Annotated in this window: 11 protein-coding genes; 9 read left to right on the forward strand and 2 right to left on the reverse strand. The window is 66.0% G+C overall.

The genetic code is table 11. The annotated features are described in order from the left end of the window. The first annotated feature begins 197 nt into the window (after positions 1-197). From W930_RS0121215 to W930_RS0121250, 8 genes are all read left to right on the forward strand, one after another. The gene (locus tag W930_RS0121215) at positions 198-1,403 is read left to right on the forward strand and encodes an ABC transporter substrate-binding protein (protein WP_023598178.1); all 1,206 of its coding nucleotides are present in this window, start codon (positions 198-200) and stop codon (positions 1,401-1,403) included. 166 nt (positions 1,404-1,569) lie between these two features. Continuing rightward, on the forward strand, positions 1,570-2,427 hold the full coding sequence (locus W930_RS0121220) for a branched-chain amino acid ABC transporter permease (RefSeq protein WP_023598179.1): 858 nt from the start codon (positions 1,570-1,572) through the stop codon (positions 2,425-2,427). Next, complete coding sequence (locus W930_RS28355; protein WP_023598180.1) at positions 2,427-3,434, forward strand: branched-chain amino acid ABC transporter permease; 1,008 nt, start codon at positions 2,427-2,429, stop codon at positions 3,432-3,434. Before W930_RS0121220 ends, W930_RS28355 begins: the two co-directional genes overlap by 1 nt. Next, positions 3,431-4,198 (forward strand): ABC transporter ATP-binding protein, encoded by a 768-nt coding sequence (locus tag W930_RS28360; protein ID WP_029754467.1) that lies wholly within the window; start codon positions 3,431-3,433, stop codon positions 4,196-4,198. Before W930_RS28355 ends, W930_RS28360 begins: the two co-directional genes overlap by 4 nt. Further along, on the forward strand, positions 4,195-4,896 hold the full coding sequence (locus W930_RS0121235; protein ID WP_023874607.1) for an ABC transporter ATP-binding protein: 702 nt from the start codon (positions 4,195-4,197) through the stop codon (positions 4,894-4,896). The genes W930_RS28360 and W930_RS0121235 overlap by 4 nt, the downstream gene beginning before the upstream one ends. A gap of 120 nt (positions 4,897-5,016) precedes the next feature. After that, positions 5,017-6,279, forward strand: a complete 1,263-nt coding sequence (locus W930_RS0121240; RefSeq protein ID WP_145862598.1) for a Zn-dependent hydrolase — start codon at positions 5,017-5,019, stop codon at positions 6,277-6,279. Beyond that, positions 6,276-7,775 (forward strand): M81 family metallopeptidase, encoded by a 1,500-nt coding sequence (locus W930_RS0121245; RefSeq protein WP_023872738.1) that lies wholly within the window; start codon positions 6,276-6,278, stop codon positions 7,773-7,775. The genes W930_RS0121240 and W930_RS0121245 overlap by 4 nt, the downstream gene beginning before the upstream one ends. A gap of 170 nt (positions 7,776-7,945) precedes the next feature. Beyond that, positions 7,946-9,130 (forward strand): acetyl-CoA C-acyltransferase, encoded by a 1,185-nt coding sequence (locus tag W930_RS0121250; RefSeq protein ID WP_023872737.1) that lies wholly within the window; start codon positions 7,946-7,948, stop codon positions 9,128-9,130. Positions 9,131-9,193: 63 nt separating this feature from the next. Here the strand turns inward: W930_RS0121250 and W930_RS0121255 are convergent, their stop codons facing one another. Both W930_RS0121255 and W930_RS0121260 read right to left on the reverse strand, forming a co-directional pair. After that, positions 9,194-10,522, reverse strand: coding sequence for an MFS transporter (locus tag W930_RS0121255; protein ID WP_023598184.1), 1,329 nt, complete (start codon positions 10,520-10,522; stop codon positions 9,194-9,196). Further along, entirely contained in the window at positions 10,519-11,709 is a 1,191-nt protein-coding gene (locus W930_RS0121260; RefSeq protein ID WP_023872736.1) for a M20 aminoacylase family protein, read from the reverse strand. Before W930_RS0121260 ends, W930_RS0121255 begins: the two co-directional genes overlap by 4 nt. Before the next feature lie 121 nt (positions 11,710-11,830). On the opposite strand from W930_RS0121260, the gene W930_RS0121265 reads away from it, so the two are divergent. Further along, a complete protein-coding gene (locus W930_RS0121265; RefSeq protein ID WP_023598186.1) occupies positions 11,831-12,751 on the forward strand; it encodes a LysR family transcriptional regulator in 921 nt (306 codons plus the stop codon). Positions 12,752-12,821: the final 70 nt, after the last annotated feature.

Genomic DNA, 12,821 nt, shown 5'->3' on the forward strand with positions numbered 1-12,821 from the left:
CCGGTTGACACTGAAAAGCATTATACCTACGATCAAATCCATCCTATTTATCATAATAAATATGACGGATAGGGATAAGGCCCGGACGTTGCAAGTCGTTACTGTCAGGTCGCTTTCTCAGGTCTCTGGCCGGTCGTTGTGTGACGCGCTGCACGTTTGCACCCCATGAACGATTGCTCCCTTCCCTGGAGACCAAATTGAATCGTCGTGAACTGTTGAAGCTCGCCGCCGCAGCGTCTTTGCCTGCCTCCCTATTCACCGCTCGCGACGTGTTCGCACAGGGCTCCGGCGCCATCCAGCTGGCCTGCCCGGTACCGATGTCGGGACCGTTTGCCGCCAACGGCAAGTTTGCCGACCTCGGCATGAAACTTGTCGTGGAGCAGTACGGCAAGGTGCTCGGCCGTCCGCTCGCCTACACCACGCTCGACACCGAGGGTAAACCCGCCACGGCGATCCGCCGCGTGCAGGAAATCGCGCAGCAAAAGGGCGCGCGCTTCTTCGCGGGCGGCATCCTGTCGTCCGAGGCGCTCGCCATGGGCAAGGAAGTCGAGAAAGCGGGCGGCGTGTTCATCACGACCGCCGGCGCCGACGAGATCACCGGCAAGGACTGCAACAGCGCAACGTTCCGCTGGTCCGTGCCGACGTTCGGCGCCATCGAGCAGACCGTGCGCCCGCTCATCGAGTCGATGCCCAAGGCCAAGCGCTGGTACACGATCACGCCGCAGTATGTGTTCGGCGAGGGCCTGCTCACCGCCGCGAAGAACATCTTCAAGGAAAAGGGCATCGAGCACGTCGGCAACAGCTATCACTCGCTCTCGGAAAAGGAATTCTCCGGCTACCTCACCAACGCGATGGCGGCCAAGCCGGACGTGTTGCTGCTGCTGAATTTCGGTTCGCAATCGTCCGACGCCCTGCGTCAGGCAGTGAGCTTCGGCATGAAGAAGAACTGCACGATCCTGATGGCGTGGGCCTCGGGTCTGGAGCAGTTCGAGACGCTCGGCGCCGATCTGTGCGACGGCGTGTACTTCGGCGCACAGTACTGGCACGCCGTGGCTTCGCCGCTGAACCTCGATCTGGTCAAGCGCACGCAGGACCGCTTCAAGCAGAACCCGAACTACAGCCTCGCCGGCTCCTACATTTGCACCAAGCTCATGCTCGACGCCATGGTCAAGGCGGGCAGCGCCGAACCGAAGGCCGTGATCGCCGCCATGGAAGGCATGAAGTACGACGGTCTCACGGGTCCGGAAGAGATTCGCAAGGGCGATCACCAGGTGCTCAAGAACTACTATCTGCTCAAGGGCAAGGCCAAGTCGAAAATGAAGAACGCCGACGATTTCGCCGACATCGTCAGCGCCGGGAAGTCCTTCCTTCCGCTCGACAAGACCGAGTGCAAGATGGCTTGATGCATTAGTCCCATAACGCCATAACGCCATAACGCCGTAGAGGCGTCGGGTATTGCCTGCGGGGGGACGCATCGTCGTCACCCCGCGCGTCGTCCGTGCCACATCGTGCGTCGAGTACGCCGCGGCGCGGAGGACTTCACGTCCACTCACGTTCCCCGGGACGCGCATGAACGTCTATTTGCTGCAAGTCATCAACGGCGTCGGCATCGGAATGCTGTACTTCCTGCTGGCCGTCGGGTTGTCGATCATCTTCGGCCTGCTGCGCTTCGTGAACTTCGCGCACGGCGCTTTCTATCTGCTCGGTGCCTATTTCTGCTATCAGGCGCTGCAGTGGGGCCTGTCGTTCTGGCTCGCCCTGATCGTGTGTCCGATCGTCGTGGGCGCGCTGGCCTGGATCGCCGAGAAGGTGCTGCTCTCGCGCATCTACGAGAAGGCGCACGAATTTCACATTCTCGTCACCGTCGGGCTTGCCCTGGTGGTGCAGGAACTCGTCATCATCGTATGGGGCCCGCTCGGCGACAACGTGGCCGTGCCCGAAATGCTCGACGGCGTGGTGATGTGGGGCAGCTTCATCTATCCCAAGTACCGGCTGTTCCTCATCGGGTTCACGGCCGTGTTTGCCGCCGTGCTCTGGTGGCTGCTCGAGGGCACCCGCCTGGGCAGTGCCGTGCGTGCGGGCAGCGAATCGTCGGAGATGGTGTCGCTGCTGGGCATCAACGTGTTCCGGGTGTTCAGCTTCGCGTTCGCGTTGGGGGCGGGCACGGCGGCACTGGCCGGCGTGCTGGCCGCGCCGGTGCGGGGTGTCGAACCGTTCATGGGCATCGAAGCGCTCGGCATCGCGTTCGTGGTGGTGGTCATCGGCGGCATGGGCAGCTTCGCCGGGGCACTCGTGGGCGGCCTCGTGATCGGCATCGTGCAAAGCCTGATGAGCACGATCTGGCCGGAAGGCGCACGATTGATGATCTACGTGGCCATGGCGGCGGTGCTGCTCATGCGCCCGCACGGCCTGCTCGGGAGGGGATGATGCTGGCACGTTACCGTTTTTGGCTTCTCGCGGCAGCCGTCACCCTGATCCTGCCGCTCACGCTCTCGTCGGGCACGCTCGCCACCGAAGTGCTCGTCTACGCGCTGGCGGTGCTTGGCTGCAACCTGCTGCTCGGCTACACCGGTCTGCTCTCGTTCGGCCAGGGCATCTTCTTCGGCCTGGGCAGTTACACGCTGGGCATCATGCTCACCCGCACGTCGCTGCCGATGCCGCTCGCGGTCGTCATCGCCATCGTGCTCGGCGCGGCAATCGCCGCGATCGTCGGCAGCTTCGCGATCCGGCAGAAGGGCACGTATTTCGTCATGCTCACGCTCGCGTGCGCACAGATGTTCTACTTCGTGGCCTATACCGCCACGGACTGGACCGGCGGCGACAACGGCCTGCTCGACATCCCGCGCCATTCGCTCTCCCTGGGCGGCAAGACGTTGATTCCGCTCGAGTCGCCCTGGCAGTACTACACCTTCGTCGCGGTGATCTTCCTGATCGTCTTCGCCATCCTGTTGCGCGTGGCCGATTCGGTGTTCGGGCGCACGCTGCTCGCGATTCGCGACAACGAAACGCGCGCCGCGGCCATCGGCTATCACGTGAAAACGTTCAAGCTCGTGGCGTTCGCCATCTCCGGCGCCGTCACGGCGCTCGCCGGCGCGCTGCACGCGCTGATGACGGGAATCGCACCGCTGTCGAACATCGAATATCACACGAGCGAAATGATTCTGGTGATGACGGTCATCGGCGGCACGGGCAATCTCTTCGCCTCGGTCCTCGGCGCCGCGTTCTACGTGCTCGCGGCCGACTGGCTCTCCACGCTCTGGCCACGATGGCTGCTCTTGCTCGGACTGCTGCTCATCGCCGTGAGCCTGTTCATGCATCGCGGGCTTTGGGGCGTGGGCGAGTCGCTGTGGCAGCGCGTTGCCGGCAAACGCGGTCCGGCGAACGGTAAGAACGGCGAGCGCGGCAAACTGGATACGCAGGGAGACCCGACATGAGCGACGCACTGATCGAAGCCTCGGGCATCGTCAAGCGCTACGGAAAATTCACGGCGCTGCACGGCGTCGACCTGCGCGTGGCACCGCGCACCGTGCACTCCGTCATCGGCCCGAACGGCGCGGGCAAGACCACGCTCTTTCACATGCTGACCGGCACCGTGCCGGTCTCGGGCGGGCGCATCCTGTTCGACGGACACGACGTCACGACCGAGGCTGACTATCGCCGCGTGCAACGCGGCATCGCGCGCTCGTTTCAGGTCACGGCCCTGTTCCAGAACCTGTCGGTTCGCGAGAACCTGCGCCTTGCGGCCCTGGGGGTCACACCGCGACGCGCGCTGTCTTGCTGGCGCAAGGCCGACGGCGCGCGCGCCTGCGCCGAGATTGTCGACGACGTGCTCACCCGCCTCGCGCTCACGCGTCACGCGGACACCGCCGCCGGCTTGCTCTCTCACGGCCAGCAGCGCCGGCTCGAAGTCGGGATGGCGCTCGCCGCGCGCCCGAAGGCGATCTTTCTCGACGAGCCCACTTCGGGCATGGGTATCGACGACCTCGACGACATGAAGCAGCTCATTCGCGGCCTGCGCGACGACCACACCGTGGTGCTCATCGAGCACAACATGAACATCGTGATGGACATCTCCGACACGATCACCGTCATGCAGCAGGGCCGCGTCCTTGTCGAAGGCAAGCCCGACGCGATTCGCGCAGACGACCGCGTGCGCGCGGCGTACCTCGGCAACATGATCACCGGAGGCCGCGCATGATTCTCGACGTCGCAGGCATTCACAGCTATTACGGCAAGAGCCACATTCTTCAGGGCGTGTCGCTTACCGTCGGCGACGGCGAGCTCGTCACGCTGCTTGGCCGCAACGGCGCCGGCAAGTCCACCACGCTCAAGACCATCGCCGGCGTGGTTCCCCCTCGCGCCGGCAGCATCGCGTTCCTCGGCAAACCGGTCGCCGGGCAACCGGCGCACCGCATTGCCGCGCGCGGCGTGTGCTTCGTGCCGGAGCATCGCGGCATCTTCAAGCTGCTCACCGTCGAAGAGAATCTCAAGCTCGGCGCGCGACGCGATTCGCCGTGGCAACTGGCGGACATCTACCGGATCTTTCCTCGCCTTCAGGAGCGCCGCAAGAACGGCGGCGCCCAGTTGTCCGGCGGCGAGCAGCAGATGCTGGCCATCGGGCGCGCGCTGATGAATCACCCGCGTCTGCTCATGCTCGACGAGCCGGTCGAAGGGCTCGCGCCGGTGATCGTTGAGGAGATCGTGGCGCAATTGAAGCTCATCAAGCAGGCGGGCGTGGCGATCCTGCTCGTCGAACAGAACCTGGAAGTCTGCACGCAGCTCGCCGATCGACACTACATCGTCGAGCAGGGCGTGATCGTGTACGGCGCGGACAACGCGACGTTCCTTGCCGACGAAGTGGTCAAGGATCGCTATCTCGGCGTGGGCGTGGCCTGAGCGCCCCCCGCATTTCGCGACGCATGCCGCCTTCCCCGGACCTCCGGCGCGGCATGCGCCATTTGCCAACGCACGCGGCGGCGCGCACACCGTGCCGCGTGCACTGAAGGATCCATGAACATGCAACGTCTCGATCAACCGGCTGCCGCAATGCGCGTGGATGGCGCGCGTCTGTGGGACAGCCTCATGCAGCTCGCACGGATCGGCGCCACGGAAAAAGGCGGTGTCTGCCGCCTCGCACTGACCGACCTCGACCGCCAGGGCCGCGATCTGTTCGTGAAGTGGGCGAAGGAGATCGGCTGCACGGTGCGTGTCGACGCCATCGGCAATCTCTTCGCGCGCCGCGCCGGACGCGACGACGCCCTGCCGCCGGTCATGACCGGCAGCCACATCGACACCCAGCCGACGGGCGGCAAGTTCGACGGCAACTACGGCGTGCTCGCCGGCCTGGAAGTGCTGCGCACGCTCAACGACAACGGCGTCGTGACGCAGGCGCCGCTCGAGGTCGCCGTGTGGACGAACGAGGAGGGCTCGCGCTTCGTCCCGGTGATGATGGGCTCGGGCGTCTACGCCGGGGCTTTCTCGCTGGAGCATGCGCTCGCGCAGAAGGACCATGACGGCGTGAGCGTCGCCGACGCCTTGCACGCCATCGGCTACGCCGGCGAGACGTCCGCCGTCGGCCATCCCGGCGCGGTCGGTGCGTATTTCGAAGCGCACATCGAGCAGGGGCCGGTGCTCGAAGCGCACGACAAGACCATCGGTGTCGTGCAGGGGGCACTTGGTCAGCGCTGGTACGACGTCACCGTCACCGGTATGGAAGCCCATGCGGGCCCCACGCCGATGGAACTGCGCCGCGACGCGCTGCTCGCCGCCGCACAGCTGATTCAGGCGGTGAACCGCATTGCCTGCGAGCACGCGCCGCACGCACGCGGCACGGTCGGCTGGGTCGACAACTATCCGAACTCGCGTAATGTGATTCCCGGGCGCGTGAAGCTCTCCGTCGATCTGCGCGCCGCGGACGACGCCACACTCGATGCACTCAACGCCGCGTTGCGCGCCGAGTGTGCCGCACTGAGCACGAACGGGATCGACGTCGCCATCGAGCAGGTCGTGTACTTCCCGCCGCAACCGTTCGCGCCCGAACTCGTCGCCGCGATCCGCGACGGAGCGCAAGCGCTGGGCCTGTCGTCCATGGACGCGATCAGCGGCGCCGGACACGACGCGGTGTATCTCGCACGTATCGCGCCGACGGCCATGATTTTCGTGCCTTGCAAGGACGGCATCAGCCACAACGAAATCGAAGACGCCGATCCCGCGCATCTGGAAGCGGGTTGTAACGTGCTGTTGCAGGCAATGCTCCAACGCGCGGGAGGTGTCGCATGAAAGTGATGATCGCGCGGATGAATCACGAGACGAATACGTTCTCGCCGGTGCCGACCCCGCTCGAGGCGTTTGGCAATCACGGTCCGACTTACGACGAGGCTGCCTATCGCGAGAACAAGGGCATGCGCACGGCCATGGCCGCGTTCATCGATCTGGCCGCGGCGGCCGGTGCGCAGATGATCACGCCCGTATCCGCGAGCGCCAATCCGAGCGGTCCGGTGGCGGCGGGTGCCTACGACGAACTCTGCGGCCGGATCGTGGCGGCGAGCAAGGGGGTCGACGCGATCCTGCTCGACCTGCACGGCGCGATGGTTGCCGAGAACAGCAACGACGGGGAGGGCGATCTGCTCGCGCGGGTGCGCGAGGCGGCGCCCGACACACCGATTGCCGTGGCGCTCGACCTGCATGCGAACGTCACCCCGAAAATCATCGCCAACGCCGACATCGTGGTCGGCTTCAAGACCTACCCGCACGTCGACATGTACGAAACCGGCGAGCACGCCGGGCGGTTGCTCTTCGACATGCTCGCGGGCAAGCGTCGCCCGAAAGTCGTGTGGCGCCAGCCCCCGCTCATGGTGCACTCGCTGCGCAGCACGAGCCACGACGGTGCGATGAAGCGCGCCATCGAGGCGGCGCGGCGCGCCGAAGCCGAGGAGGGCATTCTTGCGGTGTCGGTGTTCTCGGGCTTCTCGCTCGCCGACATTCCCGCGCCGTGTCTTAGCGTCGTGGTGACGGCCGAGGGCGACGCGGCGGGCATCGCGCGCGCGCAGGCGGTGGCGGACCGCATCGCCGCGCAAGCGTGGGATGAGCGCGACGGCTTCGTCTACCGCAGCGCGCCGCTCGCGGCGTCGATCGCCGAGGCGAAACGTCTCGCCGACGGCGCACACAAGCCGGTGCTGCTGCTCGACCACAGCGACAACTGCATGTCGGGCGGCACGTGCGACACCATGGACGTGCTCGAAGCCGCGCTCGCGGGGGGTCTGACCGGCATTGGCGTGGGGCCGCTGTGCGATCCGGAAGCCGTGGCAGCGCTGATTGCCGCGGGCGAGGGCGCCGAGATCACGCTCGCGCTCGGCAACAAGCGCGCGCTCACGCAGTTGGGCATCACCAAGACGCCGACGGTGCTCACGGGCATCGTGCGCAGGATCAGCAACGGCGAGTACGTCGTGAGCGGTCCGACCTACACCGGCCAGCGCTGCTATATGGGCCGCACGGTGCTCTTCGACATCGGCCCGGCGCGCATCGTGGTCACGGAGCGTACCCACGAGCCGTGGGATCACGGCGTGTTCACGTGCGTCGGCCTCGATCCGCGCAGCGAGCGCTTCCTGCTGCTCAAGTCGCGCATGTATTGCCGCCCGGTCTTCGTGCCGATCTCGGCCGGTCTGGTGGAATGCGACAGCGACGGCGTCACCAGCTCGAACTACGGCCTGTTCCCGTTCTCGCGGGTGAAACGGCCGGTGTATCCGCTCGATGGCGACGCGACATTCCAGGGTTAGGCAGTACCGTTCGCGCCTGACCCACGCGGGGCACCTGTCAACCTTGTCAGGTGCCCCGCGAGCGATTGCGTCCTACGCTTAGACGTCGGGCGATCCTCATCCGATCTTCCTCGACGCCGGGCCGCATGCGTGCGCCGGTCGATCGCCCGACGTGTTCGGGGGACAGGACGATGGACAACGACGTGGTCATTCTCGGGGCGGTTCGCACCCCCATTGGCGAGTTCGGCGGCAGCCTGCGACACAAACCGCCCGCCGAGCTCGGCGCATGCGTCGTGCGTGCGCTGCTCACGCGCACGGGCGTCTCCGGCGAGGACGTCGAGCAGACGGTCTTCGGCAACGTGCATCAGACGGCGCCGGCCGACATGTACCTCGGCCGCGTGGCGGCCCTCGGCGGCGGCATCGCGCCGCATGCGGGGGCGCTCACGGTCAATCGTCTGTGCGGCTCGGGGCTCGAAGCCGTTCTGCTCGCCGCGCATTTCATCCAGTCGGGCGAGGCACAAGCCGCCGTGGGCGGCGGCGCCGAGACGATGAGTCTGGCGCCGTACCTGCTGCCCGCGCACCGCTTCGGCGCGCATCCGGGCGACGTCGTCGCGGCCGACACGCTGATGGGCGGACTGATCGATCCGATGACCGGTGCGCACATGGGAGAGCTGGGCGAGCGCATCGCTGCGCGCTTCGACATCAGCCGCGCGCAACAGGACGCCATCGCACTCGCCTCGCATCAACGGGCCGCGCGCGCCATGGCCTCCGGATACTTCGACGAACAGACGGTGCCGGTGGACGTCGGGTCGCCGGGCAAGCCGGCCACGTTCACGCGCGACGAGCGCGTGCGCGCCGCCGCGCACGCAGACGATTTCGCGAAGCTCAAACCGGCCTTCCGTCGCAATGACGGCACCATCACCGCGGCGAACGCCTCGGGCATCAACGACGGCGCCGCCGCCGTCCTGCTCGCAAGCCGTGAGCGCGCGCGCGCACTCGGTCGGCACCCGGTGGCGCGTCTGATCGCCCACGCGCGCGTGGGTGTGATGCCGGAGGACATGGGCATCGGCCCAGTGATCGCCACGCGCGAGGTGCTTCGGCGCGCCGAGCTTCGGATGAATCAGATGGACGTGATCGAGCTCAACGAAGCGTTCGCCTCGATCGTCGGTGCGTTCCTGCGGGAGATGGCGCTGGACGCGTCCCGCGTCAATCCGAACGGGGGCGCCATAGCGCTGGGGCATCCGGTCGGGGCGACCGGTGCGGTGATGGTGACGAAGGCCGTGCACGAACTGCGACGCACCGGCGGGCGCTATGCGCTCGTGACGACCTGCATCGGCGGCGGACAGGGCATCGCCGCCATCTTTGAACGTCTTTGACGTTCACGACGCATCGGCCAGGCGCGCGGGAGCGCGCGGCCGATGCGCCTTGGGGCGTGCGCCTTATTCGTCGAGCACCTTGTTGCCGGTTTCCTCGAACATCGACACGGCGACGAGCGAGATCAGCACGCAGACGATCATGTACCACGCCGGCGCCATCTTGTTGCCGGTCACGCGAATCAGCCAGCCCGCGACGAGCTGGGCAGTACCACCGAACACCGACACCGCAATCGCGTATGCGCTCGACATGTAGCCCGCGCGCAGGTGCTTCGGGAAGTTCTCCGGCATGAGCGCATACGCCGGGGCCGAGCCCATGGTGTAGCACAGCATCAGTACGACCAGCGCGGCGAGCACGACCGGCAGCGACGGAAAGTGCGTCATGATCCAGAACGCCGGGTACAGCAGCACGATGAGCGCCACCCGGCCTGCCATCGTGAGCGGCTTGCGACGGCCCATCCTGTCCGACCATGCACCGTAGATCGGGCACATCACCAGCGAGATCGTGCTGGCCGCCACCCCCGCGAGCATCGACATCTTCGGCGGCAGACCCAGGTACTGGATACAGTACGTCGGCATGTAGTACATCATCACGTACGTCGACACCGACATGCCCATGATCGAGAAGATCGTGAGGAACCAGTTGCGCACGTACACGCCATGCTTCGGATCGTGGCGACCGGCCACGACCTTGACCTTGGGCGGCTCCTCCTGAATGTGCCGGCGCAAATAGATGCCGACCGGCGCGATCAGCGTGCCGAGCAGGAACGGAATGCGCCAGCCCCAGCTGTGCATGGTGTCGTCCGAGAGCAGGAAGCCGAGGCTCGCCGCCAGCCCCGAACCGAGCAACGCCGCCGCACCCTGGCTTGCCAGCTGCCAGCTCGCGCGGAACCCACGGCTTTTCGCGCCGCCAACTTCCAGCAGCGTGGCCGTGGCCGCGCCGAATTCGCCGCCCTGCGCGAAACCCTGAAGCAGACGCGCGCCGACGATCAGCAACGGCGCGGCCAGCCCGATCTGCGCATAGGTCGGGGCCAGACCGATGGCGGCCGAACCAAGCGCCATCAACAGGATGGTCAGCGTGAGCGCGGGCTTGCGTCCGGCGCGGTCGGCGTAACGGCCGAGCACGATGCCGCCGAGCGGGCGCATCACGAAGCCCACCGCGAACACCGCGAACGCGAGCAGCGACGACGTGATCGGATCATGCGACGGGAAGAACTGCTTGCCGATGGTCAGCGCGAAATAGCTGTAGACAGTGAAGTCGAAAAATTCCAGCAGGTTGCCGATGACGGCGGCGAAAACGATCTTGCGCTGCTGCGCGGCATCCATCGGCAAGGGCTGTGCACCCTCGGTCGGAAGCGATCGCGCGGATTGCGTGGATTGTGCGGCGGTGTTCATGCGCGGTCCTTGGCAAGAAAGCGTTCGACCAGACGCGTCCAGAAAGCGGCCCCGATGGTCAGATTGTCGTCGTTGAAATCGTATTTGGCGTTGTGCAGCATCGGCTTGCCTTCGCCGTTGCCCAGGCGGATGAAGCAGCCCGGCACCTTTTGCAGGTAGTACGCAAAGTCCTCGCTGCCCGCGATGGGCGGGAACGGGGCGATGACATGATCTGCACCGACCAGTTCTTCGGCCACGCCGCGCGCGAATTCCGTTTCCGCCTCGGTGTTGACGAGCACCGGATAACCGCGGATGTAGTCGATGTCGACGCTCGCGCCGTAGCCTTCGGCATGCGACTTCGCCAGCGCGCAGATGCGCGACTCGAGCGTGGCGCGCACCGTCGCCGAGAACGAACGCACGCTCATCTCGATGACCGCCTCCTCGGGAATCACGTTCGGTGCGAAGCCGGCATGGAAGGTACCGACAGTGACGACGGCCGCTTCGGTCGGATCGATGTTGCGGGCCACCACCGTCTGCAGCGCCATCACGAGGCTGCTGCCGATCATCACCGGATCGATTGCCAGATGCGGGCGCGCGGCATGCCCCCCGCGCCCGTGAATGCGAATCTTCACGGTGTCGCACGCGGCCATGAGCGGGCCGACGCGAAAGCCGAACGTGCCCGTGGCAACGCCCGGGTGATTGTGCAAACCGAAAATTGCGTCGCACGGGAAACGTTCGAACAAGCCATCCGCGATCATCTGCTCGGCACCGCTGTTCGAACCGGCTTCTTCCGCCGGCTGGAAAATCAGGTGGACGGTGCCGTCGAAGTTGCGCGTCCTGGCGAGTTGCTGGGCGGCGCCCAGCAGCACGGTCGTATGGCCGTCGTGACCGCACGCGTGCATCTTGCCGTCATGCACGCTGGCGTACGCCAGGCCCGTCTGCTCGTGAATCGGCAGGGCATCCATGTCGGCGCGCACGCCCACGGTACGCCCGCTGGTGCCCGCGCGCAGCGACGCCACCACGCCATGACCGCCAACGTTGCGCGTGACCTGATAGCCCCACTGCTCGAGCTTATCGGCCACGTAGCGCGAGGTGTCGACTTCCTCGTAGGACAGCTCGGGATGCTGGTGGATATGGTGCCGGATGTCGGCCAGTTGCTCGCGGGCGTCGGCCAGATCGCCGACTTCGCAATAGCGAGTCTCACTCATCGGGGTTCCCTCTCTTTTTTTTCGAATATCGCGGAGTATTGCACCGACGAAAATTCCCACCCATGACGCAATCCAGGCCAAAATGTTGCTCTCAAGGCAACAATCGGACGCACAGCGCGCCATGACGATCGACACCTGGATGGACGACATCGGCGAGCGTCCGCTCAAATATCTCGCGGAAATTGCGGCGACCGGCGGCGTTCGCATGGCGGCCGAGTCATTGGGAGTGAATCCGTCGGTGGTGAGCCGGCAGATCGCGGCGATGGAACGGCGCCTGCGCTTTCCGCTCATCGAGCGGCGCGGGCGCAACGTCAGCGTGACGGAGATCGGGCAAGTGCTCATCGACTATTACCGCGACGGCCAGCGCCGCCAGCGCGACCTCTCGGCCCGGCTCGAGGAGTATCGCCATCTGAAACGGGGAAAGGTGGCGATCGGCGTCGGCGAAGGCTTCATCGGCCGCCTGATCGCCCAGGCATTGCAACGCTTTTCGATGAGTTATCCGGACATCCTGGTCGAGATCCGATCCGGCCCCACGCCCGCCGTGCTGTCGCTCGTGCGCGACGACGTGGTGGACATCGGTCTGTGCGCGCGTTCCGCGGACGATCCTTCGATGCGCATCCACCCCTTCGCGCCGAAGGCGCTGTGCGCCGTGGTCGCACCGACACACCGCTTCGCGAAGCTCGCCAGCGTGCCGCCCGCCGAGCTGGAGCACGAGCGACTCATCTTCATGACCGAAGCCCACGGCGTGCAGCAGTTCGTGCACTCGGTGCTCGATACGGCTCGTCTGAATGTCACGCCCGCCTATCGCGTCGACCTGTTCAATACCGCGCAGACGCTGGCGGCGGCCGGTCTGGGTGTGGCGTTCATGTCGGCCATCACCGCGCGACGCGGCATCGATCTGGGCGAACTCGTGGCCGTGCCGATCGATCACCCGATCGCGCTCGGGTTTTCCAGCCAGATGATGACGCGCGTCGGGCGGCGCCTCTCGCCGGCGGCCGATCACCTGTGGAAGCAACTCGCGCAGAGTCTCGCCCATCGGTAACTTGGGAATGCGTCGAAGTCCCGCACCGCAGATGGCGTATTATCGGCCGGGTGTTGGATAAAGCCTGCCT

The organism is Pandoraea sp. E26 (genome assembly GCF_000681415.1).
GTDB classification, from domain to species: Bacteria; Pseudomonadota; Gammaproteobacteria; order Burkholderiales; family Burkholderiaceae; genus Pandoraea; species Pandoraea pnomenusa.

Excerpts from the sequence above, each read along its gene's own strand:
- W930_RS28355 (WP_023598180.1), top strand. The coding sequence starts at position 2,427 with ATGCTGGCACGTTACCGTTTTTGGCTTCTCGCGGCAGCCGTCACCCTG.
- W930_RS0121220 (WP_023598179.1), top strand. The coding sequence starts at position 1,570 with ATGAACGTCTATTTGCTGCAAGTCATCAACGGCGTCGGCATCGGAATG.
- W930_RS28360 (WP_029754467.1), top strand. The coding sequence starts at position 3,431 with ATGAGCGACGCACTGATCGAAGCCTCGGGCATCGTCAAGCGCTACGGA.
- W930_RS0121240 (WP_145862598.1), top strand. The coding sequence starts at position 5,017 with ATGCAACGTCTCGATCAACCGGCTGCCGCAATGCGCGTGGATGGCGCG.
- W930_RS0121255 (WP_023598184.1), bottom strand. The coding sequence starts at position 10,522 with ATGAACACCGCCGCACAATCCACGCAATCCGCGCGATCGCTTCCGACC.
- W930_RS0121265 (WP_023598186.1), top strand. The coding sequence starts at position 11,831 with ATGACGATCGACACCTGGATGGACGACATCGGCGAGCGTCCGCTCAAA.
- W930_RS0121235 (WP_023874607.1), top strand. The coding sequence starts at position 4,195 with ATGATTCTCGACGTCGCAGGCATTCACAGCTATTACGGCAAGAGCCAC.
- W930_RS0121245 (WP_023872738.1), top strand. The coding sequence starts at position 6,276 with ATGAAAGTGATGATCGCGCGGATGAATCACGAGACGAATACGTTCTCG.
- W930_RS0121260 (WP_023872736.1), bottom strand. The coding sequence starts at position 11,709 with ATGAGTGAGACTCGCTATTGCGAAGTCGGCGATCTGGCCGACGCCCGC.
- W930_RS0121250 (WP_023872737.1), top strand. The coding sequence starts at position 7,946 with ATGGACAACGACGTGGTCATTCTCGGGGCGGTTCGCACCCCCATTGGC.